The sequence below is a fragment of the Streptomyces sp. NPDC054956 genome, assembly GCF_053609185.1.
In genome coordinates this window covers 1-24,227 of the sequence record NZ_JBSGXB010000053.1, presented here as the reverse complement: position 1 = coordinate 24,227, position 24,227 = coordinate 1, and the positions used below count along the sequence as shown (strand labels likewise).

Here is a 24,227-nt window from a genome sequence, read left to right as displayed (position 1 = left end):
GCGCCACGACTAGGCCGACATCGGTCGCTGCACCCTGATCGATTGCAGCAGTCCGATGGCCACCCAGACGGCGAACATCGACGATCCTCCGTACGACACGAACGGCAGCGGCAGCCCGGCCACCGGCATGATCCCCAGGGTCATGCCGATGTTCTCGAAAGACTGGAAGGCGAACCAGGCGATGATCCCGGCGCACACGATGGTCCCGTAGAGCTCGGTGGTCTCGCGGGCGATGACGCAGGCGCGCCACAGGATGACCCCGAGCAGTACGAGGATCAGTCCGGCTCCGACGAAGCCGAGCTCCTCCCCCGCGACCGTGAAGACGAAGTCGGTCTGCTGCTCCGGCACGAACTGGCCGGTGGTCTGCGAGCCCTTGAAGAGCCCGGAGCCGGTCAGTCCGCCGGAGCCGATCGCGATGCGGGCCTGGTTGGTGTTGTAGCCGACGCCGGCGGGGTCGAGCTCGGGGTTGGCGAAGGCCGCGAAGCGGTTGATCTGGTACTCGTCGAGGATGCCGAGCTGCCAGATCAGGATGGCGCCGGCGGCGCCGGAGCCGAGCAGGCCCAGCACCCAGCGGTTGGAGGCGCCGGAGGCGAGCAGGACGCCGAGCACGATGACGACCATGACCATGACGGAGCCGAGGTCGGGCATCAGCATGACGATGCCCATCGGGGCGGCGGCCAGGCACAGCGCCTTGACGACCGTGCGGTGGTCGGGGTGGGCCAGGTCGCCCGCGTCGACCCGGGTGGCCAGCAGCATCGCCATCACCAGGATGATCGTGATCTTCACGAACTCGGAGGGCTGCAGCGAGAAGCCGCCGCCGACCACGATCCAGGCGTGGGCGCCGTTGATGGTGGCGCCGAGCGGGGTGAGCACGGCGAGGATCAGCACGATCGAGAGCCCGTACAGGATCGGCACGGCGCCGCGCAGGGTGCGGTGGCCGAGCCAGATGGTGCCGATCATCAGCACGAGGCCGATGCCGGTGTTCATGGCGTGCCGGAAGAGGAAGTAGTACGGGTCCCCGTTGTTCAGTGCGGTCCGGTTGCGGGTCGCCGACCACACGAGCAGGGAGCCGATGAGGGAGAGCGCGAGCGCGGAGAGGAGTATCGGCCAGTCGAGCCGGCGCACCACGGAGTCGCGGGCGGTCAGCTTGGCCATCGCCCCGCGCTCGGGCGCGTACCGGGAGACGGAGAACTTGTTGGCGGTCTGCATGTCGGTTTCGGTCCTCAGTCGTGCTGCGCGGGGCGCTGGGCGGCGGGCGGGCCGGCGAGCACGGGCGGCGCCAGCTCCTCCGGGGACGGCGGCACGTAGGGCCGGATCTCGGGCGAGTCGATGGAACCGTCGGGGCGGATCCTGGGCAGTTTCGTCTCGGGCCCCAGCAGCAGGGCCTTCTTCACGTCCTGCTTGCCGGCCATGTCGAGGCCGTAGATGGCGTTGTAGATGTTGCGGACCGCGGGGCCGGAGGCCCCGGAGCCGGTGCCGCCCTGGGAGATCGTCATGACGATGGTGAAGTCGTCGGTGTAGGTCGCCAGCCACGAGGTGGTCTGCTTGCCGTAGACCTGCGCGGTACCGGTCTTGGCCCTCATCGGGATCCTGTCCAGCGGCCAGCCGCCGAACCGCCAGGCGGCGGTGCCGCCGGGTTCGACGACCATGCGCAGGCCCCTGTCGAGGTCGCTGATGGTCTTGGCGTCGATCGGCAGCCTGCCGTGGGGCCTGGGCTTGATCATCTCGACGTGCTTGCCGTCGGGGCTGATCACGGCCTTTCCGACCGTGGGGTCGAAGAGGGTGCCGCCGTTGCTGATGGCGGAGTACGCGGTGGCCATCTGGATGGGCGTGACGAGGACGTCGCCCTGCCCGATGGCGAAGTTGATGCTGTCGAACGCCTTCAGCTGGTTGCCCTCGAGGCAGCTCTCGTACGCGATCTGCTCGACGTAGGTGCCGCCCTTCTTGCCCTGCTTGCACCAGGAGTCCTTGTTGGCCGCCCAGAAGCTCTTCTTCCACCGGCGGTCGGGGATGCGGCCGCTGACCTCGTTCGGGAGGTCGATCCCGGTCTCGGAGCCGAGGCCGAATTCGCGGGCGGTGCGGTAGAACCAGTCGTGGGCGTCCTTCTTGGGCTTGAGGCCGCCGTCGCGCTGCCATTCCTTGTGGCCGAGGGCGTAGAAGACGGTGTTGCAGGAGAACTTGAGGGCCTCGGCGAGGGTGATCGGACCGTGCCCCTTGGACTCGAAGTTCGCGAAGCTCCGGTTGCCCATGCTGTAGGAGGCGCTGCAGTTGTACTTGTCGTCGAAGGCGTAGCCGGCCCGTACGGCGGCGCTCGCGGAGACCACCTTGAAGATGGAGCCCGCGGGGGCCTGGCCCTGGATGGCCCGGTTGAGCAGCGGGTAGTTGGAGTTCTTGCTGGTGAGGCTCGCGTAGTCCTTGGCGGAGATCCCGCCGACCCAGGCGTTGGGGTCGTAGTCGGGCTGGGAGGCCATCGCGACGACGCGGCCGGTCTTGGTCTCCATGACGACGACGGCGCCCGAGTCGGCCTCGTACTTGCGCCCGGTGATGTTGTCGGTCTCCTGGCGGACGGTCTTCATCGCCGCTTGGAGCTCGAACTCGGCGACGGCCTGGACCCGGGCGTCGATGCTGGTGACGAGGGTGGATCCGGGGATGCCGGGGTCGGACTGGGTCTGGTGCATGACCCGGCCGAGGTTGTCGACCTCGTACGAGGTGACGTGCGCCTTGCCCCGCAGCTGCTTGTCGTACGTGCGCTCGATCCCGGAGCGGCCGACCTGGTCGGAGCGCAGGTGCGGCGAGTCGCTGTGCTTGGCCTTCTGGATCTCCTCGTCGGTGACCGGCGAGAGGTAGCCGAGGACCTGCGCGGTGCGGGCCCCGCCGGGTGCCGGGTAGCGGCGGACGGCGGTGGGCTCCGCGGTGACGCCGGGGAACTCCTCGGGGCGTTCGCGCAGTTGCAGGGCCTGCTGCGTGGTGGCTTCGAGGGTGATCGGAATCGGCTGGTACGGGGAGCCGTTCCAGCAAGGCGCGGGGGTCTCGGAGTCGCAGAGGCGGACCTTCTCCATGACCTCCTTGGGGGTCATGTCGAGGACGTCGGCGAGGCGGGTCATGACCGCCTTGCCCCGGTCCTTCATCTTCATCAGCGCCGTGCGGCTGGCCGAGACGACCAGGCGGGTCTCGTTGTCGGCGAGCGGGACCCCGCGGGCGTCGAGGACCGCGCCGCGCACGGCGGGCTGGACGACCCGCTGGACGTGGTTGCTCTTCGCCTCGTGGTAGTACTCGTCGCCGTTGCGGATCTGCAGGTACCAGAGCCGCCCGCCGAGGGTGAGGAGCATCGAGAAGACGAGCACCTGGATGATGACGAGCCTGATCTGCACCCGGGAGGTGCGGCCGGTCTCCGGAACGTTGGTCACGCCTGCTCCTCCCTCACAGCTTCTTGACGCTCTTCACACCCTTGATTCCCTTGACGCCCTTTATCCGGCCGGCCCGGTTGGCGCGGCTGCGGGCGGTCTTCATGCGCAGGCCGCCGCGCTGGCTGCCGATCCTCAGTCCGGTGCCGCCGGCCAGCCAGCCGGAGGCGATGTCCTTGCCGGACGGCGGGCCGCCGTTGGCCTCGACGGCCATCGGGTCGTTCTCCGCGCGGCGGGCCAGGGCCATGATGAACGGCACCGTGAAGGGCGCGAGCAGCAGGTCGTAGAGGACCGCCGTGAAGAGCAGTCCGGTCAGGCCCACGTGGCGGGCGGCGGTGTCGCCGACCAGGGCGCCGACGCCCGCGTAGAGCAGGGTGGAGGCGAAGGCGGCACCGACGACGGTGAGCATGGGGCCCCAGGCGGAGCGGAACCGCCCGGTGTCGGGGCGGACCAGGCCGGCGACGTAGCCGATGACGCACAGCACGAGCGCGTAGCGTCCGGCGGCGTGGTCGGCGGGCGGCGCCAGGTCGGCGAGGAGGCCCGCGGCGAAGCCGATGAGGGCGCCGCCGACGCACCCGTACACGAGTGCGAGGGCGACGACGGTGAGGAGGACCAGGTCGGGGACGGCTCCGGGGAGTTGGAGCCGGCCCAGGACGGAGACCTGGACGACGAGGGCGACCACGACGAGCGTGCCCGAGAGCAGCATCCGGTTGAAGCGCATGAGGGTCGGCTCCTACTCGTCGGCCGGCTTGCCGGACGCGCTGGGCGACGGCGTGACCGTGACGGTGACCGTCGGGGTGGGCTTGGGCGCCTCGGGCTTGGGCGGCAGTACGGCGTCGCGCGGGTCCTCGCGCGGGGGCATCACGACGACGCCGACGATGTCCAGGCGCGAGAAGCCGACGAAGGGTCGGACCCAGACCGTACGGGTCAGGTCTCCGCGCGAGGGGTCCACCTTGACCACCTCGCCGATCGGGACGCCGGGGACGAAGGGCTTGTTGCCCCGCGAGCCGAAGGTGACGAGGCGGTCGCCTTCGCTGATCTTGGCCTTGCCGTTGAGCAGCTGCACGGAGAGGGAGCGGTCGCCCTGGCCGGTGGCGAAGCCGAGTTCGCCGGTCTTCTCCAACCGGGTGCCGACGGTGAAGTCGGGGTCGTTGGCGAGGACCACGGTGGCGGTGTCGGGGCCGACGGTGGCGACCCGGCCGACGAGTCCGTCCCCGTTCAGGACGGTCATGTCGCGCTCGATGCCGTCCTTGCTGCCGGCGTCGATGGTCACGGTCCAGGAGAAGCCCTGGGCCGCTCCTATGGCGATGACCTCGGCGCCCTTGATCCCGTACTGGCCCGCGCCCGCCCGCTTGAGCATCTCGTCGAGCTCGCGGATGCGGCTGCGGGTCTGCTCGTCGCTGCCCAGCTTGGCCTTCAGTGCCGCGTTCTCGCGCTCCAGCGTGGCGATGCGGTTGTGCCGCTCGCCGGAGTCCCGTACCGCCCCTATGGCGTTGGCGACCGGGTCGACCCCTTTCGCCACGCCCTTCTCGACCGGTCCGAAGACCGCTGCGGCGGCCTGTCGGGCACCGTCGACCGGCGACTCCTCGCCCGTCCTGATGTCCACCGTGATCAATGCGAACGCGATGGCGATCAGAAGCACCAGGAGCAGCCGGCTTTCTCGTGTGTCCCTCACGTGCGGCGGCCGTGCCTTCCTCATAGATACCTGTGCGGCGGAGCCGCTCCGGTGGAGCCGGGGCTTGCACCGGGCCGTGCGGCGAAGCCGCTCCGGTGGAGCCGGGGCTCGCACCGGACCTTGCCTGTATATCAACGATCCGCCGTACGGGCCCGGTAGCACCCGTACGGCGGATCATTTGTGTTCCACCGTCCGGCGGCGGGCCGTCTCAGCGGCGGGGCTGGGCGTCCAGGACCTGCTGGAGCGCCTCGAACTCCTCGACGCACTTGCCGGAACCGAGGGCCACGGAGTCGAGCGGGTCCTCGGCGATGTGGATGGGCATGCCCGTCTCGCGGCGCAGCCGCTCGTCGAGGCCGCGCAGCAGGGCGCCGCCACCGGTGAGGACGATGCCGCGGTCCATGATGTCGCCGGAGAGCTCCGGCGGGCACTTGTCGAGGGTGGTCTTGACCGCGTCGACGATGGCGTTGACGGGCTCCTCGATCGCCTTGCGGACCTCGGCGGCCGAGATCACGACGGTCTTGGGCAGGCCGGAGACCAGGTCGCGGCCGCGGATCTCGGTGTGCTCGTCCTTGTCGAGGTCGTACGCCGAGCCGATGGTGATCTTGATCTGCTCGGCGGTGCGCTCACCGAGGAGGAGCGAGTACTCCTTCTTGATGTGCTGGATGATCGCGTTGTCCAGCTCGTCGCCGGCCACCCGGATGGACTGCGCCGTGACGATTCCGCCGAGGGAGATGACGGCCACCTCGGTGGTGCCGCCGCCGATGTCCACGACCATGTTGCCGGTGGCCTCGTGGACGGGCAGGCCCGCTCCGATGGCCGCCGCCATGGGCTCCTCGATGATGTGCACCTGGCGGGCACCGGCCTGCGTGGACGCCTCGATGACGGCGCGGCGCTCCACTCCCGTGATGCCGGAGGGCACGCAGACCACCACGCGCGGACGGGCCAGATAACGGCGCTTGTGGATCTTGAGGATGAAGTACCGGAGCATTCGCTCGGTGATCTCGAAGTCGGCGATCACGCCGTCCTTGAGGGGCCGAACGGCGACGATGTTTCCGGGCGTGCGCCCGATCATCTTCTTCGCCTCCGAGCCGACCGCCAGGATGCCGCCGGTGTTCGTGTTGATGGCGACCACGGACGGCTCGTTCAGAACGATTCCCCGGCCCCTCACGTACACCAGCGTGTTGGCGGTCCCGAGGTCGATCGCCATGTCACGGCCGATGAACGACATGTTGTTCCCCTTGTTCCCCATGAGGAGCGTCTGGCCTTCCAGTTGATAGCGGCTGCTGTCAGGTCGGCGAGGTGGGTGTGTGGGTGGAGGCCCCATCGTAGTGCCGCAGGTACGGACATCGCGCGACGGGACTCCGGCAATCCCGCCGGAATGGATACCCGCCCCCATAGTGGTGACGTCGTGTCCTGTCGATGCGTTCCCGGAAGTGTCCGGTAATACCAAAGGGCGACCGAAATTACTTCGGTCGCCCCAGGTCATGAGCGCTATTTGGCTGATGTTGCGTCAGCGAGGAGTGATCAGAGCGCCGGGAAGAACAGCTTCAGCTCGCGCTCGGCGGACTCCTCGGAATCCGAGGCGTGGATCAGGTTCTCGCGGGTGACGGTGCCGAAATCGCCCCGGATGGAGCCGGGCGCCGCGGCGATCGGGTCGGTGGGTCCGGCCAGCTGGCGGACACCCTCGATCACGCGTTCCCCTTCGACGACCAGGGCGACGACGGGACCGCTCGCCATGAAGCCCATGAGGGGCTCGTAGAACACCTTGCCCTTGTGCTCGCCGTAGTGCGCCTCCAGGGTCTCCTGGTCCAGCGTGCGCAGCTCCAGCGCGGGAATGGTCCAGCCGGCCTTCCGCTCGATGCGGCCGACGATCTCGCCGATCAGGCCGCGACGGACGGCGTCGGGCTTGAGGAGGACGAGCGTGCGCTGGGTCATGTGGGTAACTCCTTGCGGCATACGGGTGCGGTCCAACGAGGCTACAGGGGCCCGGGACCCCGCCGTACGGGGCCTTACCGGGCGGCGGGCTCTCCTGCGCGCCCGCCTACGCCCCCGCCTGCGCCTCGGGCTCGGCCGCCTGGGCCGCCCAGGCGGCCTTGATCGCGTCGATCCTGCGTCCGTAGTGCACCGAGCACCACCACAGGGCCGCGAACGCGACGCCCAGGAAGAACATCGCCGGCACCACGAAGCCGCTCAGGATCAGGCCGATCTGCAGGGCCCAGCCGATCTGCACGGCGCCCGGCCGCGTCAGCATCCCGCACAGCAGGACCGACAGCAGCATCACGGCCCCGCACACCGACCAGACCGCGGCCTGGGTCAGGTCCGGGTTCTTCATGGCCACCAGGCCCGCGAACCCCACCACGAAGAACTCGCCGATCAGCGTCGAAGCACACAGCGTGCGCATTGCCTCAGCCCCTCTTGAGCAGCAGGCGCGCTTCGCCCACCGTGATCACGGACCCGGTCACCAGGACCCCGGCCCCTCCGTACTCGGCCTCTTCCTCCGCCAGCGTGATCGCCGCCTCCAGGGCGTCGTCCAGCCGCGGTTCCACCTGCACCCGGTCCGGCCCGAAGACCTCGACCGCGACGGCCGCCAGATCGTCGGCGGACATCGCCCGGTGGCTGGTGTTCTCCGTGATCACGACCTCGGCGAAGATCGGCTCGAAGGCCTCGAACAGCCCCCGCGCGTCCTTGCCCTCGCTCGCGCCCACGACACCGATCAGCCGGCTGAAGCCGAAGGCCTCGGTCACCGCCTCCGCCGTGACCAGCGCCCCGGCCGGGTTGTGCGCCGCGTCCAGGACCACCGTCGGGCTGCGCCGCACGACCTCCATGCGGCCGGGCGAGGTCACCGAGGCGAACGCCTTGCGGACCGTGTCCGCGTCCAGCGCCCGCGCGTGGTCCGCGCCGATCCCGAAAAAGGCCTCGACCGCCGCCAGCGCCACCGCCGCGTTGTGCGCCATGTGGGCGCCGTACAGCGGCAGGAAGATCCCGTCGTACTCGCCGCCCAGACCGCGCAGCGTCAGCTGCTGCCCGCCCACCGCGACCTCGCGGGTGACGACGCCGAACTCCATGCCCTCGCGGGCCACCGTCGCGTCGACCTCGACGGCCTTCTTCAGCAGCACCTGCGCCGCGTCCACGGGCTGCTGCGCCAGGATCACGGTGGCGCCCTGCTTGATGACCCCGCCCTTCTCCTGGGCGATCTCACCGGGCGTGGAGCCGAGCCGGTCCGTGTGGTCCAGGCTGATCGGGGTGACCACCGCGACCGCGCCGTCGATCACGTTGGTCGCGTCCCACGTGCCGCCCATGCCGACCTCGACCACGGCCGCGTCGACCGGAGCGTCCGCGAACGCCGCGTAGGCCATGCCGGTGAGGACCTCGAAGAACGACAGCCGGAACTCCTCGGCCGCGTCCACCATCTCCACGTACGGCTTGATGTCGTGGTACGTCTCGACGAACCGCTCGGCGGTGATCGGCGCACCGTCCAGGCTGATCCGCTCGGTGACCGACTGCACGTGCGGGCTGGTGTAGCGCCCGGTGCGCAGCTCGAAGGCGTTCAGCAGCGCCTCGATCATGCGGGCGGTGCTCGTCTTGCCGTTGGTGCCGGTGACGTGGATGGAGGGGTACGCGCGCTGCGGCTCGCCCAGCACGTCCATCAGCGCGGCGATCCGCGTGACCGACGGCTCCAGCTTGGTCTCGCCCCAGCGGCCGGCCAGCTCCTGCTCCACCTCCCGCAGCGCCTGGGCCACCTCGGGGTCGGTGGGCTCTTCGGGTACCGGCTCGCCCTGAGGTGGACCGGCCTGCGCGCGCAGGGTGCGGCTGCCCGCAGCGATCACCGCCAGGTCGGGGTCGCGGTCGGACTCTTCCGCCACGATCTGGTCGAACTCGTCGAAGCTGTCATCGTGGCTCTCGGGCTGCTGCTCACTCACGGGACCCAGTCTACGGACGAGGACCCCCGGGACTTTCGACCTGGTTGCTTCAGGACCTTCGGCGACGAGGGCGACCGGATCGTTATGCAAGCCTTGCGGGCAGGAGATAGGGGAATAAATGCCGCAGGCCAGCACGAACAAGACAGCTTCCAGCCGCGACATAGGGATAGACCTGGGAACCGCCAACACCCTCGTCTACGCACGCGGGCACGGCATCGTCCTCAATGAGCCGTCCGTGGTGGCGGTCAAGGCGGGCACGACCACGGCCCTCGCCGTCGGTACCGAGGCCAAGGAGACCATCGGCCGCACCCCCGGCTCCATCACCGCGATCCGCCCGCTCAAGGACGGCGTGATCTGCGACTACGAGGCCGCCGAGGAGATGATCCGGCACTTCGTCCGCAAGGCCGTCCCCGGCCGCCGGGTGCGCACCCGCATGGTGATCTGCGTGCCCTCCGGGGTCACCCCGGTCGAGCGGCGGGCCATCATCCACGCCTCCACCCGGGCCGGCGCCAGGACCGTGCACCTCATCGAGGAACCGATGGCCGCGGCGATCGGAGCCGGGCTGCCGGTCTCCGAACCGCGCGGCTCGATGGTCGTCGACATCGGCGGCGGCACCTCGGAGGTCGCCGTCATCTCGCTGGGCGGCATCGTCACCTCCCAGTCGCTGCGGGTCGGCGGGGACCGGCTGGACGCCGCGATCATGGACTACGTCCGCAAGGAGCACGCCCTGCTCATCGGCGAGCGCACCGCCGAGGACATCAAGATCGCCATCGGCTCGGCCTGGCCGGTGCCCGACCAGCCGGAGCTGGAGACCCGCACCTTCACCGTGCGGGGCCGCGAGAAGGTCGGGGGCATGCCGCAGACCCTCCAGCTGGGCGCCGCCGACGTGCGGGCCGCCCTCGACGAGCCCGTCGAGGCGATCATCGCCGCGGTGCGCACCACCCTGGAGGAGTGCCCGCCCGAGCTGTCCGGCGACGTCATGGAGCACGGCATCGTCCTGACGGGCGGCGGCGCGCTGCTGCCCGGCCTGGACCTGCGGATGGCCTCCTCGACCGGCATCCCGGTCTTCGTCGCGGACGACCCGCTGGACTGCGTGGCCCTCGGCTCGGGCCGCTGCGTGGAGGACATGGACGCGCTCAGCAGCTTGCTGGCACCGGCGAGGGCTTGACCGGCCGCAAGGGTCAGCCCTTGGGGAGGGTCGCCACGACCTCGTACGAGTCCTCCGTGCGCGTCGCCGTCAGGGTTCCGCCCAGACTGCGCACGCGCTCGGACATGCTGGCGGTGCCCGAGCCGGCCGAAACCGGGGCCCGGGTGGGATTGCGCGCCGGCAGCCCGTTGCTGACGGCGATCCGCAGCTGCGGCCCGTCCGCCGCGATGGACACCTCGATGGTCTCGCCGCGCGCGTGCTTGGCCGCGTTGGTCAGGCACTCCTGCACCACCCGGTAGACCGCCGCCTGCCGCAGCGGCGACAGCCCGTGCACGTCCGGATCCAGGGCGAGCCGTACGGGCGAACCCGCGCGGCCGCTCTCCTCCGCGAGGGCCTCCAGCCCGTCCACGCCCGGGGTCGCGGCCCGCTCGCCGCGCTGCACGATGATCTCGTTGAGCACCAGGTGGGCCCGGCGCGCGGTGTCGGCGAGCTCCTCGAAGTCCTTCGCGTACGCCGTCTCGCGCGCCCGCATCGAGAGCACCTCGGAGCGGACCGTGAGCAGGGTCAGCTCGCGCCCGACGAAGTCGTGGACGTCGCGGGCGACGGAGGTCCGCTCCTGCTGGACTGCCTGCAGTACGGCGGCCTCGGCGCGCCGCGTGTCGAGCTCGCGCACGAGGTCGTGACGGTACGCGGCGATGCCGACCGCCGAGGCGAGGACGCCGATGGGCACGACGAGGCTGAGGAAGGAGCTGAGGGTCTCGATCCGCGGCTCGGGCCAGCCCGGCACGGCGAACACCACCAGCGCGAAGGCCACGTACCCGACCGTGGCGAGGACACCGGCGCGGCGCCCCCGGTAGCGGCCGACGGAGTACAGGGCGAACTGGATCAGGGTGAGCTCGTGCAGCCAGCCGATGAAGAGCAGCGACGTCAGGTACGCGATCCAGGGCACGCGGCGCCGCACCAGCAGGCTGAGGCAGCCCACCGCGAGCACGACGGCGGCGGCCGGCCCGTTGAGGGAGTTGTCGGCGGCGGCCAGGCCCGGCAGGTCGAGCGCCATCAGGGCGAAGCAGCTGATTGCCGTGAGCATGTCCATCGCCCGCGGTGACCCGGCCCAGCTCGCGGTGAACCGGCGACCGGTGGCCGCGGCCCAGTGGAGCGCCGAGGCGACGGGCTTGACGTGCATGCCCCCCATCATCCGTGCTCGCCGCCCGGGATCCGATCCGCCGCCGCCCCGGGGCGAGTGATATACGGCACTTCGGATGTGTCAGGACATGGCCGGATGGCCCTGCCGCCCGCGCACCCGGTTTCGTAGCGTCGAAGGAATGAGCTACCGAACGACCTCCCGGACGAGCCTGCGAACGACCGCCGGGGAACACCGCTCCGACCGCCCCTCCCGGGGCGTCCCGCTGCTCCTGCTCATCAGCGGCCTGATCGGCGCGCTGGCCTCCGGCATCCTCACGTACGACCGCATCCGCACCCTGGAGGACCCGCACTTCACCCCGGGCTGCAACGTCAACGCGGTCCTGAGCTGCGGCGACGTGATGACCACCTGGCAGGGCAACCTGCTCGGCTTCCCCAACATGCTCCTCGGCATCGCCGGCTTCGCCGCACTCGCCGGGCTCGGTACGGCCCTGGTCGCCGGCGCGGTGCTCCCCCGCTGGCTGTGGCGCGGGATCTGGGCCGGGACCGCGGCCGGGTTCGCCTTCACGCTGTGGCTGATCAGCCAGTGCCTGTACGTGATCGGGGCGCTGTGCCCCTGGTGCATGGTCGTCTGGGCGGTGATGATCCCGCTGTTCTGGTACGTCACCCGCCACCTGGCCCCGGCCGGCTCCCCGCTGCGGGCGCTCCCCCACTGGCTGGTCCCGCTGACCGCGTACGGGGTGGTCGCGGCCCTGATCCTGACCGAATTCGGCGGCCGGCTGCTGTGACGCCGGGCCCCTCGCGGGGAACGGATAACGCGAAGGCCCCCACGTCGACCGACGGCGTGGGGGCCTTCACCTGTGCTCGGAGAGCCACCGACCAGCTGCTACTCGGCGGGCAGCGCGGCCAGCTGGGCCTGGAGCCGCGCGATGTCCGCGTCGGCCTTGGAGAGACGGCCCTTGATCTTGTCCACGACGTTGTCGGGGGCCTTGGCGATGAACGCCTCGTTCCCGAGCTTCGCCTCGGCCTGCTGCTTCTCCTTCTCGGCGGCGGCCAGGTCCTTGCTCAGCCGCTTGCGCTCCGCCGGGATGTCGATGGTGCCCGACAGGTCGAGCGCGACGGTGGCGCCGACCACCGGCAGGGTCGCGGTGGCGTGGAACTCCTCGCCCTCCGGCTGGAGGCGCAGGATCTGGCGGATGGCGGCCTCGTGGGAGACCAGCGAGGTACCCGACAGGTCCAGGCGGGCCGGAACCTTCTGCTTGTCGTCGAGGCCCTGCTCCTTGCGGAACCGGCGGACCTCCCTGACCAGCGTCTGGATGCCCTCGATCTCGGCCTCGGCGGCCGCGTCGCGGAACCCACTGTCCTTCGGCCAGTCGGCGATCACCAGGGACTCGCCGCCGGTCAGCGTGGTCCACAGCGTCTCGGTGACGAAGGGGACCACCGGGTGCAGCAGGCGCAGCGTGGTGTCGAGGACCTCGCCGAGGACCCGGGCGGAGACCTTGGCCTGGTCGCCGCCGGCGAAGAAGGTCGTCTTGGAGAGCTCGACGTACCAGTCGAAGACCTCGTCCCACGCGAAGTGGTAGAGGGCGTCCGACAGCTTCGAGAACTGGTAGTCCTCGTAGAACGCGTCGACCTCGGCCACGGTCTTGTTCAGCCGCGACAGGATCCAGCGGTCGGTCGCCGACATCTCCTCGGCGGCCGGCAGCTCGCCCTCGATCGTGGCGCCGTTCATCATCGCGAAGCGCGTGGCGTTCCAGATCTTGTTGGCGAACTTGCTGGAGGCCTGGACCCAGTCCTCGCCGATCGGGACGTCGACGCCCGGGTTGGCGCCGCGGGCCAGGGTGAAGCGGACGGCGTCGGAACCGTACTTGTCCATCCAGTCCAGCGGGTTGACCGCGTTGCCGAAGGACTTGGACATCTTCTTGCCGCGCTCGTCGCGGACCATGCCGTGCAGGGCGATGGTGCCGAACGGCGGGGTGCCGTCCATCGCGTACAGGCCGAACATCATCATCCGGGCGACCCAGAAGAAGAGGATGTCGTAGCCGGTGACCAGGACGGCGTTCGGGTAGAACTTCGCCAGGCTGTCGGTCTGCTGCGGCCAGCCGAGCGTGGAGAACGGCCACAGGCCGGAGGAGAACCAGGTGTCCAGGACGTCCGTGTCCTGGGTCCAGCCCTCGCCGGTCGGCGGCTGCTCGTCGGGGCCGACGCAGACGATCTCGCCGTTCGGGCCGTACCAGACCGGGATGCGGTGACCCCACCACAGCTGGCGCGAGATGCACCAGTCGTGGAGGTTGTCGACCCAGTCGAAGTAGCGCTTCTCCATCTCCTGCGGGTGGATCTTGACCCTGCCGTCGCGGACCGCGTCACCGGCGGCCTTGGCGAGCGGGCCGACCTTGACCCACCACTGGAGGGACAGGCGCGGCTCGATGGTGGTCTTGCAGCGCGAGCAGTGGCCGACGGAGTGGGTGTACGGGCGCTTCTCGGCGACGATCCGGCCCTCGGCGCGCAGTGCGGCGACGATGGCGGAGCGGGCCTCCAGCCGGTCCAGGCCCTGGAAGGGGCCGTGGGTGGTGATGATGGCGTGCTCGTCCATGACCGCGAGGTTCGGCAGGCCGTGGCGCTGGCCGATCTCGAAGTCGTTCGGGTCGTGCGCCGGGGTCACCTTGACGGCGCCGGTCCCGAACTCGGGGTCGACGTGCTCGTCGGCGACGATCGGGATGCGGCGGCCGGTCAGCGGCAGCTCGATCTCGGTGCCGACCATGTGCTTGTAGCGCTCGTCCTCGGGGTGGACGGCCACGGCGGTGTCGCCCAGCATCGTCTCGGCGCGGGTGGTCGCGACGACGATCGAGTTCTCCCCCTCGCCGTACCGGATGGAGACGAGCTCGCCGTCGTCGTCCTGGTACTCGACCTCGATGTCGGAGATCGCGGTGAGGCAGCGCGGGCACCAGTTGATGATGCGTTCGGCGCGGTAGATCAGCTCGTCGTCGTAGAGCTTCTTGAAGATGGTCTGGACGGCCTCGGACAGGCCCTCGTCCATGGTGAAGCGCTCGCGCGCCCAGTCGACGCCGTCGCCGAGGCGGCGCATCTGACCGGAGATCTGGCCGCCGGACTCGCCCTTCCACTGCCAGACGCGCTCGACGAACGCCTCACGGCCCAGGTCGTGGCGGGACTTGCCCTCCTTGGCGAGCTCGCGCTCGACGACGTTCTGGGTGGCGATGCCGGCGTGGTCCATGCCGGGCTGCCACAGGGTCTCGTAACCCTGCATGCGCTTGCGGCGGGTGAGGGCGTCGATCAGCGTGTGCTCGAAGGCGTGCCCCAGGTGGAGGCTTCCGGTGACGTTCGGCGGCGGGATGACGATGGCGTACGGAGGCTTCTCGCTCTTCTCGTCCGCCTCGAAGTACCCACGCTCTACCCAGCGCTCGTAGAGCTTCCCCTCTACATCGGCCGGCGTGTACGCGGTCGGCAGTTCGGAGTCGGGGCTGCTGGGTGTCTGCGTGTTCTCGGTCACGGGGCACAGTTTAGGGCCGTAACGGTCCGGTCATGAAACCGGCTTTAGCGGGACCCGGCGCCCTGTGCGGGCCCGGCTTCCGCCAGGATGTGTGGGACGTATAAACGACCTCATGGGGGGACGCGGGATGAGCTACAACCAGCCGGGACCGTACGGGGGCCAGCAGCCGCAGCAGCCCGGGCCTTACGGGCAGCAGCCGCAGCAGCCGGGGCCCTACGGACAGCCGCCGCAGCAGCCCGGGCCCTACGGGCAGCAGCCCGGTGCGCAGCCCGGCTACGGATACCCGCAGCAGGCCCCCCCGGGAGTGCCGCAGCAGGGCTACCCGCAGCAGCAGCCCCCGTACGGCGGCTACCAGCAGCAGGCTCCGTACGGCGGCGGGATGCCCCCGCAGCAGCCGAAGAAGTCGAAGGCCGGGGTCATCATCGCGGTCGTCCTGGTGGTCGCGGTGGTCGCGGGCGGCGGGTACTGGTTCCTGAACAAGGGCGGCGCCGGCAACGGCGACGTCTCCGCCTCCACCAAGGGCTACAAGATCGTCCCGCCGGCGACGGTGAACGACTTCAAGAAGAGCGCCAAGCCCGGCGACAGCACCATGGACGACAAGGAGAAGAAGGAGACCGAGGCGATCGGGATCAAGAACCCGACCAAGGTCGGCCAGGGTTACGAGATCACGAACCCGGCCAAGCCCCTGGAGGGCAAGTCCCTCAGCTTCTCCGGCTTCTACGGTGAGATCGCGGACCCCGCGAAGACCCTCGACGCCTCGTTCCAGCTGATGAAGGCCTCCAGCCTGTCCGAGAAGGACAAGGACGCCGACATCCAGTTCATCGGCTCCCCGGAGACCTTCAAGCCGGCCGGGTTCAGCGGTGCGCTGATGAAGTGCCAGGAGGTGAAGATCGTCTCCAAGAAGCCCTCCACCAACCCGCTGGAGCCCAAGGAGGTCACGCTGCCGATGTGCATCTGGACCGACTACAGCACCATGGGCATGACGATGACCATCGACATCTCCAAGATGATGACCGGTGGCAAGGGCTTCACGCTGGCCCAGACCGCCGAGCTGAACGCGAAGCTCTACGCCACGGGCCGCGCGAAGAGCTGACCCCGCGGCACATGCAGAAGGGGCGCCACCGGCCGGGGGCGCCCCTTCTGCATGTCCGGCTCGCTGCCGTCCGCTACGCCGACTTCTCGTGCGGGCCCTGGTCCTTCGGGACGATCCGCGGGACCAGCGTCGGGTTGACGTTGGAGCGGACCACGTCCGCGGTGATGACCACGCGGGCCACGTCCTTGCGGGACGGGACCTCGTACATCACCGACATCAGGACCTCTTCCATGATGGCGCGCAGACCGCGCGCGCCCGTCTGGCGGAGGATCGCCTGGTCCGCGATGGCTTCCAGCGCCTCGCGCTCGAAGTCCAGCTCGACACCGTCGAGTTCGAACAGCCGCTGGTACTGCTTCACCAGGGCGTTGCGCGGCTCGATGAGGATCTGGAGCAGGGCCTCGCGGTCCAGGTTGTGCACGGAGGTGATCACGGGGAGACGGCCGATGAACTCGGGGATCATCCCGAACTTCACCAGGTCCTCCGGCATGACCTCCTGGAACTGGTTGCTCGCCTCGATCTCGCGCTTCGAGCGGATCGTCGCCCCGAAGCCGATGCCCTTGGCGCCGGCGCGCGATTCGATGATGCGCTCCAGGCCGGAGAAGGCGCCGCCCACGATGAAGAGGACGTTCGTCGTGTCGATCTGGATGAATTCCTGGTGCGGGTGCTTGCGGCCGCCCTGCGGCGGTACGGAAGCGGTCGTGCCTTCCAGGATCTTCAGGAGGGCCTGCTGCACGCCCTCGCCGCTCACGTCGCGCGTGATCGACGGGTTCTCGCTCTTGCGGGCGACCTTGTCGATCTCGTCGATGTAGATGATCCCGGTCTCGGCCTTCTTGACGTCGTAGTCGGCCGCCTGGATCAGCTTGAGCAGGATGTTCTCGACGTCCTCGCCGACGTACCCGGCCTCCGTCAGCGCCGTCGCGTCCGCGATGGCGAACGGAACGTTGAGCATGCGGGCGAGCGTCTGGGCCAGCAGGGTCTTGCCCGAGCCCGTGGGGCCCAGCAGCAGGATGTTGGACTTCGCGAGCTCGATCGCGTCGTCCCGGCCCTGCGCGCCGCCGTTCTCGCCGGCCTGGACGCGCTTGTAGTGGTTGTACACCGCGACGGAGAGCGCCTTCTTCGCCGGCTCCTGGCCGACGACGTAGCTCTCCAGGAACTCGTAGATCTCGCGGGGCTTGGGAAGCTCTTCCCACCTGACCTCGGAGGTCTCCGCGAGTTCCTCTTCGATGATCTCGTTGCAGAGGTCGATGCACTCGTCGCAGATGTACACACCGGGTCCCGCGATGAGCTTCTTCACCTGCTTCTGGCTCTTTCCGCAGAACGAGCACTTGAGCAGGTCGCCGCCGTCACCGATGCGTGCCACGAGGTGCTTCCCCTTCGCCTGGGAGACGCCTGGTTCAGCGCTCCTGGTGCCTCATATCCGACGGTACCTTGCCGGGGGCCCCGTGCGGGGCCCCCTTGACGTGGTTCACATCGCCCAATCCGACGACGTGCCCACGCCAACTGGCGGCAAGGATCAGTTCGAAGTCTTGCGGGTGGCGACGACCTGGTCGATCAGGCCGTACGCCAGCGCGTCCTGGGCCGTGAGGATCTTGTCGCGCTCGATGTCGTCGCGGATCTTCTCGAGCGGCGTCGAGGAGTGCTTGGCCAGCATGCCCTCGAGCTGGTCGCGCATGCGCAGGATCTCGTTGGCCGCGATCTCCAGGTCGGAGAGCTGCTCGCGGCCGGTGCCACCGGAGGGCTGGTGGATCAGCACGCGGGCGTTCGGCAGCGCCATGCGCTTGCCGGGCGCACCGGCGGCCAGCAGGACCGCGGCGGCGGAGGCCGCCTGGCCCATGCAGACCGTCGAGATGTCCGGCTTCACGAACTGCATCGTGTCGTAGATGGCCGTCAGCGCGGTGAAGGAGCCACCGGGGCTGTTGATGTACAGGTAGATGTCGCGGTCCGGGTCCATCGACTCCAGGCACAGCAGCTGCGCCATGACGTCGTTGGCGGAGGCGTCGTCGATCTGCACGCCGAGGAAGATGATGCGCTCCTCGAAGAGCTTCGCGTACGGGTCGTACTCGCGCACGCCCTGCGAGGTGCGCTCGACGAAGCGCGGCACGACGTAACGGTTGTCCACCGGCGCGCCGGTGTAGAGGCCGCTCGCGGGAGAAAGGTTGTTCATGTGCATCTGGGTGTTCACCATCCTGGTGGCGTTCTGCGGGCTGAGGCTTGCCTGGTGCGGGCTGGCGTACGAGCTCCCGTACGGGATCCCGCGCGCCGGGGCCGGGATCAGGCCCCGGTGCCGCCGCCGCCCGGGACCAGCGACGCGGCGGAGATGATCTCGTCGATGAGGCCGTATTCCTTGGCCTCTTCCGCGGTGTACCAGCGGTCGCGGTCGCCGTCGCGGATGATCGTCTCCACGGTCTGGCCGGAGTGGTGGGCGGTGATCTCAGCCATGCGCTGCTTGGTGCGCAGCAGGTACTGGGCCTGGATCTTGATGTCCGAGGCGGTGCCGCCGATGCCGGCGGAGCCCTGGTGCATCAGGATGTCGGTGTTCGGGAGCGCGAAGCGCTTGCCGGCGGTGCCGCCGGTGAGCAGGAACTGGCCCATGGAGGCCGCCATGCCCATACCGATGGTGACCACGTCGTTCGGGATGTACTGCATGGTGTCGTAGACCGCCATGCCCGCCGTCACCGAACCACCGGGGCTGTTGATGTACAGGTAGATGTCCTTCTCCGGCTCGGCGGCCAGGAGGAGGAGCTGCGCGGTGATCTTGTTGGCGATGTCGTCGTCGACCTGCTGGCCGAGGAAGATGATGCGCTCGCCGAGCAGCCGGTTGTAGACATGGTCGCCGAGGCCGCCACCGATGGACGGCTCACCCGCGGCGTAAGGCTTCAGATTCGTCACGTATCCACCTGCTCGTCTCCGACGGCCATGTGCCGTCTCAGCGTCTCGTTCTGGGGCGCGGACCGGCCGGTGCGGACGATGTCCGCCGGCGTCGGGTACTCCCGTGCCCTCGTATTCATGGACCCTAACGCGCAGGTAGGACAACGCCATCCCGCTTCCCGAACTGTTCGCTCGGAGCGCAAGCTCCCGGACCCCTCCGGAAGGCCCCTGAGCGGGCACGCCGAAGGGCCCGGACGCGGCTGCGTACGGGCCCCTCGGACCATGCTCAGGTACTGCTGGGCGGGGGTGACCCCAGGTGTTACTTGGCCTCGTCGGCCGCGGTCTCGGCGTCGGCCTCGACGACGTTCTCGACGGTCTCGGCGGCCTGCTCCACCTCGTCCTCGTCGTCGGAGAGGTCGACGACCTCACCCTTCGTGTCGACGACCTTGGCGGCCTCGACGACGACCGCGAGGGCCTTGCCGCGGGCGACCTCGCCGACGAGCATCGGAACCTGGCCACCCTCGACGACGGCCTGGGCGAACTGGTCGGGGGACATGCCGGAGGAGGCAGCGCGCCGCATGAGGTGCTCGGTGAGCTCCTCCTGGTTGACGTTCAGCTTCTCCTTGTTGACGAGCTCGTCGAGGACGAACTGCGTCTTGATGCCCTTGACCGCCTGCTCGGTGGTCTCGGCGTCGAACTCCTCGACCGTCTTGCCCTGGATCTCGAGGTACTTCTCGATGGACAGGCCCATCTGGCCGAGCTGGTGGTGCTCGAGGTTGTGCTTGCGGGTCTGGACCTCGTCCGCGAGGAGCTTCTCGGGGATCGGGACCTCGACGAGCTCGAGCAGCTTCTCCAGCACGCGCTCCTGGGCCTGCGTGGCCTGGTCGTACTGCTTCATGTTCTCGAGGCGCTTGCGGCTGTCGGCCTTCAGCTCGTCGAGGGTGTCGAACTCGCTCGCCATGCCGGCGAACTCGTCGTCCAGCTCCGGCAGCTCACGGGCGGAGACCTTGGTGACCTTGACGGTGACCTCGGCGTCCTTGCCCTCGGCGGAGCCGCCCTTCAGCTGGGAGGTGAAGGTGGCCTCGCCACCGGCCTCCAGGCCCTTGACGGCCTCGTCGATGCCCTCGAGCAGCTCGCCCGAGCCGATGGTGTAGGAGACGTCCTGGGCGACACCGTCCTCCAGCACCTCCCCGTCGACCTTGGCCTCGAGGTCGATCGTGACGACGTCGCCGTCCTGGGCGGCGCGCTCGACGTCCTTGGTGGACGCGAAACGGCCGCGCAGCTGCTCGACCGACTTCTCGACGTCCTCGTCGGAGACCTCGATGGCGTCCACGGTGACCTCGATGCCGGAGTAGTCCGGGATCTCGATCGCGGGACGGATGTCGACCTCGGCGGTGAAGGCCAGCAGTTCGCCGTCCTTCAGCTCCGTGATGTCGACATCGGGCTGGCCCAGCGGGTTCAGGTCGGCCTCGTTGACCGCCTCGGTGTAGAACTTCGGGAGGGCGTCGTTGACGGCCTCCTCCAGCACCGCACCGCGGCCGAAGCGCTGGTCGATGACGCGGGCCGGGATCTTGCCCTTGCGGAAGCCCTTCACCGTGACCTGCTGGTTGATCTTCTTGTAGGCCGCGTCGAGGCTGTCCTTGAGCTCCTCGAAGGGCACCTCAACAGTGAGCCGAACCCGAGTCGGGTTCAGGGTCTCCACGGCGCTCTTCACGGTTCGGTCTCCTTGTGGCTGACTGCTGGGGGTCTCTGCTGTCGCCGCGACTCAGCGGTTCTCAGCGGATCGGGCCCGGTACATCAGACACACGGGCACGCAGCTTGCATAGTAGCCGCAAGCGGCAATCAGCCCACAACGCGATCATCAACGCGGTCTGCGGGGGGCCTCGCGGAGCGCGGAACCGCGGCGATCACGGACACGGATCGCGGATGTCGCGGATAACGGAGCCCGCGCGCGGTGGCGCGCGGTCACGACTGAAGCCGCCGAGCGGAGACGGAACTCCCTCAGAGCGCTTCCTGCTGGTCGGGGTGGCCGGATTCGAACCGACGACCTTCCGCTCCCAAAGCGGACGCGCTACCAAGCTGCGCCACACCCCGTCGGTGCGACACGTAGGGTACATGCCCGAAGACCCTCCGCCGCGCGGAGTTTCGGCGAAGGAGCCACCACGCGCGCACCCGGGCCCGAAATGCGGTGTGCGATCCGCCGCCCCGACCCGCTAGGATGCTGTCCGTGCCACGGTCCCCGGACCTGCGGCGCGCGTATTGCGGGTGTAGCTCAATGGTAGAGCACTAGTCTTCCAAACTAGCTACGCGGGTTCGATTCCCGTCACCCGCTCTGAAGCACGAAGGGCCAGGTCAGAGGATGTTTCCTCGACCTGGCCCTTCGTCGTTCCCGGGGCCTGCGATCAGGTCCCCGTGCCCCCTGCGTGCCCCTTGCGCTGTGGATCTTCCTTCGTGCCCTTGGCGGCCTTCCGGCCCTTCTTCACGAGCCCGCTCAGCGCATCGGCGATCAGCCGGTCCCGATCGGCGCTGGCGTGCTGGTAGATCAGCGCGGCGCGGGCGGTGCTGTGGCCCATGCGCGTCATCAACTCCCGCGTGCTGGCACCCGTCGACGCGGCCAGCGTGTTGCCCGTGTGCCGAAGATCATGGAAGTGCAGCCCCTTGATCCCGGCTTCCCGACACGCCTTGTGCCACAGCCGATTGAAGTGATTCCGACGCGGAGTCGCCCCTTTGGCCCCGACGAAGACGCGCCCATCGGCGCCTGCCTCGGCGTACCGCTTCAGGTGCTCGTGGATGTCCGGGAGGATCACCCCGGGGATGGAGACCGTCCTCTTACCAGCGGCACTCTTCGGCGCCTTGATCTCCCGCTGCCCGTTGCCCAGCTCGGCGACGGCCCGCCGAACCCGTACGGTCCTGTGCTCCAGATCCACGTCCCGTCGGTGGAGTCCGATCAGCTCACCCCAGCGCAGCCCGAGGAATCCGGCCATCAGCACGAGGGCTCGATAGCGCGGCTGGACCGCTTCGGCCAGCGCGTAGACCTCCTTGACCGTGGCGGTCGGTCGCTCCGGGGTGTGCACGGAGCTGGCGCCCTTGACCTGGCAGGGGTTCCGCCGGATCAGCTCGTCGGACACGGCCGTCCCCAGGATGGCGCGGAGCAGCGCGTAGGCCTTGGCCACGGTGGTGGGCCCGGTGCCGGCGGCGAGCTTGTCGGCACGCCAGCGCCGTACGAGGGGTGGCGAGATCTCCGCCAGATTGACGGAGCCGAGAACCGGCTCCAGGTGGTGCTTGAGGAGCGAGGAGTAGAGCTGTCTCGTGGTGCTGGTCAGCTCGCGCTCCTTGATCCAGGCGACGGCGTACGGACCGAAGGCGACCTTCCCGGCGTCCGGGTCGCGCCAGTCGCCGCGACGCATCTCGGTCTGCTTGTCGGCGAGCCAGTCGTCCGCGTCCGTCTTCGTGCGGAACGTCTCCGGGGCAGGGCGGAGCTGTCCGTCCGGACCGAGGTACCGGGCCTGATACCGGCCGGAGGGCAGCTTCCGGACCCGGCCGAAGTGTCGACGCTTTCCGGCCATCAGGCAGCCACCCCCATACGGCGGCGACGCGGCTCAACGGTGTGCGCAGCGATGTACTCCTGAACGGCGCTCGCCGGGATGCGCACGTGCCGCCCGACCTTCACGTAGGTGATCCGACGCTCCTCGATGAGGCGGCGAGGGAACCGCACGGTGGTGCCGAGCAGTTCGGCGACCTGGACGACGCTGAGGTAGCGCTCATTCATGCTGCTCTCCTTGCAGGGCTTCGCGGGCGGTCTGGCGGTTGAGTTGGATGCCGCGGGCGATGGTGGCGGCGAGGACCGACTCCCCCGGGGTGTGGCCGTGGCCGGCGTACTCCCAGGAGGCGAGGACGAGCACCGTGTCCGGCTTGATGTCGGCCAGGCCGCGGGCTTCGCGTTCTTGGGCGGCGCGGTAGTCGGCGCGGGTCTGGCGGAGGGCGCCGAGGGTGGTCGAGTACTGGCGGGACTTGGTGGAGAAGTGGCCGCGGAAGCCGAGCATGTGCGACCAAGCGAGGAGCTTGCGCTCCGGATAGACGGGGTCGAGGTCGAGGCAGGCCCGGATCAGGCGGGCGGTGTGGTCGGGGACGTCGAGGAGGATCAGCGCCTCTTGGTTGCCGATGCGGCGGTCAAGGGTTCCGGTGTTCTCGGCGGCCTTGGTCGCGTACTTGGCGACGTACGAGGCCACGGCCTGTTCAGTGATGTCTGAGCCGTCCCCGAAGACCTTGATGGGCCGGATGTCGAGCTGGGTGCCCCATCGCAGCTTCCAGCCGTTGATGAAGCCCCACTCTTCGTTGGGCGGGACCGTGATCGTCGTGTACGCGTGGGCGACGGCGGCCCGGATCGAGCGGTCGAGGAGTTCTGTGCTGGCCCAGTACGGCGGAGGGCTGGACGGGCCGTCCGGGCCGTCGATGCGGATCACCGCGTGGAAGTGGATGGCACCGCGCTTCTGAAACTCGGCGACCTTGCCGTAGGAGATCCGGGCTTCCTCCTTCAGCTCGCGTTGGGTCAGTCCGGCGGATGCGGCGATCTCGCGGCGCAGGCGGGTCGTGAAGCGCTGCCAGAGCTGTCCGGCGTGGTTGTTGAAGAGGACGGCGGCGGCGTAGTCGTAGCTGTACCGGTCGAGGGGGGTACCGAGTTCGGCGGCGTCCTCCTGGTGGTGCTGGCCGCAGCGGCAGGGACGGCCGGCGGGGCGGTTGTGGACCGGGCCGAAGGACGGGGCGGTGAGGGTGGCGAAGACGCGGGGGTGTTCGCGGACGGTGGCGGGGATGTCGCGGCGGTCGTCGCCTGCCAGTCCGGCGCGGATGAGGTGGTACGTGTCTCCGGCGTAGGTCCAGGCGCAGGCCGGGCAGCGGGAGGCGCGGCGATTGCCGCAGGCGATGCGGAGGCGGGCGCCGGGTTCGTCCGCGGTGGAGTAGCGGTGCAGGATCTCGCCGGATGTCTTGTCCTTGGCGACGGTCCAGCCGGTGATGTGGATCGGGTCGGACCAGCCGCCGGTGCGGCGGATCTGGTCTTCCCAGCGTGCGTAACCGGGGGCCCCGGCCACCTTCAGCATGTCGCCGAGGGTGGCCGGGTCCAGGCCCGCGAGGGTCGCGGTGTGGGTCACGCGGTCACCGTCCGCTGGGGGCGGTGGATGGAGCGGCGGGTCCCGGTGCCGTGGCAGGCTGGGCAGTGGGCGGTGATCGTACGGAGGTAGCCGGAGCGGTCCCCGCCGCCGAGGGTGACGGCGACGGAGGCGTGCCCATCGCAGTTCGGGCAGAGCTCTCCCCCGACGTTCTGGTTCGTCCCGTCTTGCGGCTGCCGGCCGGTTCGTGGTTCGGGTGGGGAGCTGTCATCCCGTCTGCCGTCGACCCAGGCAAGCCATAGCAGACCAGGCTTCTGGGGCCCAGGTCGTTCGTCCAGCAGGGCGCTCCACCTGGGCCCCAGAAACC

Annotated in this window: 20 protein-coding genes and 2 tRNA genes; 4 read left to right on the top strand and 18 right to left on the bottom strand. The window is 69.5% G+C overall.

The features are described from left to right. Positions 1–9: 9 nt before the first annotated feature. The 8 genes from rodA to folC form a co-directional block, all read right to left on the bottom strand. Entirely contained in the window at positions 10–1,209 is a 1,200-nt protein-coding gene (gene rodA, locus ACWGDE_RS12360) for a rod shape-determining protein RodA (protein WP_453388909.1), read from the bottom strand. A gap of 14 nt (positions 1,210–1,223) precedes the next feature. Beyond that, entirely contained in the window at positions 1,224–3,407 is a 2,184-nt protein-coding gene (gene mrdA / locus ACWGDE_RS12355; protein ID WP_453388908.1) for a penicillin-binding protein 2, read from the bottom strand. A gap of 13 nt (positions 3,408–3,420) precedes the next feature. Continuing rightward, positions 3,421–4,125 carry a rod shape-determining protein MreD gene (gene mreD, locus ACWGDE_RS12350; protein ID WP_453388907.1) on the bottom strand — a complete coding sequence of 235 codons (705 nt, stop codon included), beginning with the start codon at positions 4,123–4,125 and terminating at the stop codon, positions 3,421–3,423. A gap of 12 nt (positions 4,126–4,137) precedes the next feature. Then, positions 4,138–5,079: a rod shape-determining protein MreC gene (gene mreC, locus ACWGDE_RS12345; protein WP_453388906.1), complete on the bottom strand. Its 942-nt coding sequence runs from the start codon at positions 5,077–5,079 to the stop codon at positions 4,138–4,140. 208 nt (positions 5,080–5,287) lie between these two features. Continuing rightward, a complete protein-coding gene (locus ACWGDE_RS12340; protein WP_069923827.1) occupies positions 5,288–6,307 on the bottom strand; it encodes a rod shape-determining protein in 1,020 nt (339 codons plus the stop codon). Between the two features lie 296 nt (positions 6,308–6,603). Next, complete coding sequence (gene ndk, locus ACWGDE_RS12335) at positions 6,604–7,014, bottom strand: nucleoside-diphosphate kinase (protein ID WP_214950910.1); 411 nt, start codon at positions 7,012–7,014, stop codon at positions 6,604–6,606. Between the two features lie 106 nt (positions 7,015–7,120). Further along, positions 7,121–7,480: a DUF4233 domain-containing protein gene (locus ACWGDE_RS12330; RefSeq protein ID WP_453388905.1), complete on the bottom strand. Its 360-nt coding sequence runs from the start codon at positions 7,478–7,480 to the stop codon at positions 7,121–7,123. 4 nt (positions 7,481–7,484) lie between these two features. Continuing rightward, on the bottom strand, positions 7,485–8,999 hold the full coding sequence (folC, locus tag ACWGDE_RS12325) for a bifunctional tetrahydrofolate synthase/dihydrofolate synthase (RefSeq protein WP_453388904.1): 1,515 nt from the start codon (positions 8,997–8,999) through the stop codon (positions 7,485–7,487). Positions 9,000–9,117: 118 nt separating this feature from the next. Here folC and ACWGDE_RS12320 point away from each other — a divergent pair, with 118 nt between their 5' ends. Then, positions 9,118–10,167: a rod shape-determining protein gene (locus tag ACWGDE_RS12320; RefSeq protein ID WP_453388903.1), complete on the top strand. Its 1,050-nt coding sequence runs from the start codon at positions 9,118–9,120 to the stop codon at positions 10,165–10,167. A gap of 13 nt (positions 10,168–10,180) precedes the next feature. Here ACWGDE_RS12320 and ACWGDE_RS12315 read toward each other — a convergent pair whose 3' ends face one another. Then, complete coding sequence (locus ACWGDE_RS12315) at positions 10,181–11,329, bottom strand: sensor histidine kinase (RefSeq protein ID WP_453388902.1); 1,149 nt, start codon at positions 11,327–11,329, stop codon at positions 10,181–10,183. 139 nt (positions 11,330–11,468) lie between these two features. On the opposite strand from ACWGDE_RS12315, the gene ACWGDE_RS12310 reads away from it, so the two are divergent. After that, positions 11,469–12,074, top strand: coding sequence for a vitamin K epoxide reductase family protein (locus ACWGDE_RS12310; RefSeq protein WP_453388901.1), 606 nt, complete (start codon positions 11,469–11,471; stop codon positions 12,072–12,074). A 98-nt stretch (positions 12,075–12,172) separates the two neighbouring features. On the opposite strand, the gene ACWGDE_RS12305 is transcribed toward ACWGDE_RS12310, so the two are convergent. Further along, complete coding sequence (locus ACWGDE_RS12305) at positions 12,173–14,794, bottom strand: valine--tRNA ligase (RefSeq protein WP_453388900.1); 2,622 nt, start codon at positions 14,792–14,794, stop codon at positions 12,173–12,175. 127 nt (positions 14,795–14,921) lie between these two features. Here ACWGDE_RS12305 and ACWGDE_RS12300 point away from each other — a divergent pair, with 127 nt between their 5' ends. Next, entirely contained in the window at positions 14,922–15,887 is a 966-nt protein-coding gene (locus tag ACWGDE_RS12300; RefSeq protein ID WP_453388899.1) for a hypothetical protein, read from the top strand. Between the two features lie 73 nt (positions 15,888–15,960). Here ACWGDE_RS12300 and clpX read toward each other — a convergent pair whose 3' ends face one another. The 5 genes from clpX to ACWGDE_RS12275 all read right to left on the bottom strand — a co-directional run bounded on the left by clpX (position 15,961) and on the right by ACWGDE_RS12275 (position 20,849). Next, entirely contained in the window at positions 15,961–17,247 is a 1,287-nt protein-coding gene (gene clpX, locus ACWGDE_RS12295; protein WP_453388898.1) for an ATP-dependent Clp protease ATP-binding subunit ClpX, read from the bottom strand. A 153-nt stretch (positions 17,248–17,400) separates the two neighbouring features. After that, positions 17,401–18,072, bottom strand: a complete 672-nt coding sequence (locus ACWGDE_RS12290) for an ATP-dependent Clp protease proteolytic subunit (RefSeq protein ID WP_453388897.1) — start codon at positions 18,070–18,072, stop codon at positions 17,401–17,403. An 86-nt stretch (positions 18,073–18,158) separates the two neighbouring features. Continuing rightward, positions 18,159–18,776 carry an ATP-dependent Clp protease proteolytic subunit gene (locus tag ACWGDE_RS12285; protein WP_453388896.1) on the bottom strand — a complete coding sequence of 206 codons (618 nt, stop codon included), beginning with the start codon at positions 18,774–18,776 and terminating at the stop codon, positions 18,159–18,161. A 298-nt stretch (positions 18,777–19,074) separates the two neighbouring features. After that, positions 19,075–20,469, bottom strand: coding sequence for a trigger factor (gene tig, locus ACWGDE_RS12280; RefSeq protein WP_453388895.1), 1,395 nt, complete (start codon positions 20,467–20,469; stop codon positions 19,075–19,077). 303 nt (positions 20,470–20,772) lie between these two features. After that, positions 20,773–20,849 (bottom strand) — tRNA-Pro (locus ACWGDE_RS12275). A 167-nt stretch (positions 20,850–21,016) separates the two neighbouring features. On the opposite strand from ACWGDE_RS12275, the gene ACWGDE_RS12270 reads away from it, so the two are divergent. Beyond that, positions 21,017–21,087: transfer RNA gene (locus ACWGDE_RS12270), tRNA-Gly, on the top strand. A gap of 70 nt (positions 21,088–21,157) precedes the next feature. On the opposite strand, the gene ACWGDE_RS12265 is transcribed toward ACWGDE_RS12270, so the two are convergent. Genes ACWGDE_RS12265 through repSA form a run of 3 tightly spaced genes read right to left on the bottom strand, consistent with a single transcriptional unit; the run spans position 21,158 to position 23,851 of the window. Further along, on the bottom strand, positions 21,158–22,321 hold the full coding sequence (locus ACWGDE_RS12265; protein WP_453388894.1) for a tyrosine-type recombinase/integrase: 1,164 nt from the start codon (positions 22,319–22,321) through the stop codon (positions 21,158–21,160). Beyond that, positions 22,321–22,524 (bottom strand): excisionase family DNA-binding protein, encoded by a 204-nt coding sequence (locus ACWGDE_RS12260; protein ID WP_453388893.1) that lies wholly within the window; start codon positions 22,522–22,524, stop codon positions 22,321–22,323. The genes ACWGDE_RS12265 and ACWGDE_RS12260 overlap by 1 nt, the downstream gene beginning before the upstream one ends. Further along, positions 22,517–23,851, bottom strand: coding sequence for a replication initiator protein RepSA (repSA, locus tag ACWGDE_RS12255; RefSeq protein WP_453388917.1), 1,335 nt, complete (start codon positions 23,849–23,851; stop codon positions 22,517–22,519). The genes ACWGDE_RS12260 and repSA overlap by 8 nt, the downstream gene beginning before the upstream one ends. Positions 23,852–24,227 lie beyond the last annotated feature (376 nt).

Coding starts and splice junctions, on each gene's coding strand:
- rodA (WP_453388909.1), bottom strand. CDS start 1,209: ATGCAGACCGCCAACAAGTTCTCCGTCTCCCGGTACGCGCCCGAGCGC.
- mreD (WP_453388907.1), bottom strand. CDS start 4,125: ATGCGCTTCAACCGGATGCTGCTCTCGGGCACGCTCGTCGTGGTCGCC.
- ACWGDE_RS12340 (WP_069923827.1), bottom strand. CDS start 6,307: ATGTCGTTCATCGGCCGTGACATGGCGATCGACCTCGGGACCGCCAAC.
- ndk (WP_214950910.1), bottom strand. CDS start 7,014: ATGACCCAGCGCACGCTCGTCCTCCTCAAGCCCGACGCCGTCCGTCGC.
- ACWGDE_RS12330 (WP_453388905.1), bottom strand. CDS start 7,480: ATGCGCACGCTGTGTGCTTCGACGCTGATCGGCGAGTTCTTCGTGGTG.
- ACWGDE_RS12320 (WP_453388903.1), top strand. CDS start 9,118: ATGCCGCAGGCCAGCACGAACAAGACAGCTTCCAGCCGCGACATAGGG.
- ACWGDE_RS12315 (WP_453388902.1), bottom strand. CDS start 11,329: ATGCACGTCAAGCCCGTCGCCTCGGCGCTCCACTGGGCCGCGGCCACC.
- ACWGDE_RS12310 (WP_453388901.1), top strand. CDS start 11,469: ATGAGCTACCGAACGACCTCCCGGACGAGCCTGCGAACGACCGCCGGG.
- ACWGDE_RS12300 (WP_453388899.1), top strand. CDS start 14,922: ATGAGCTACAACCAGCCGGGACCGTACGGGGGCCAGCAGCCGCAGCAG.
- ACWGDE_RS12290 (WP_453388897.1), bottom strand. CDS start 18,072: ATGGTGAACACCCAGATGCACATGAACAACCTTTCTCCCGCGAGCGGC.
- ACWGDE_RS12265 (WP_453388894.1), bottom strand. CDS start 22,321: ATGGCCGGAAAGCGTCGACACTTCGGCCGGGTCCGGAAGCTGCCCTCC.
- ACWGDE_RS12260 (WP_453388893.1), bottom strand. CDS start 22,524: ATGAATGAGCGCTACCTCAGCGTCGTCCAGGTCGCCGAACTGCTCGGC.
- repSA (WP_453388917.1), bottom strand. CDS start 23,851: ATGCTGAAGGTGGCCGGGGCCCCCGGTTACGCACGCTGGGAAGACCAG.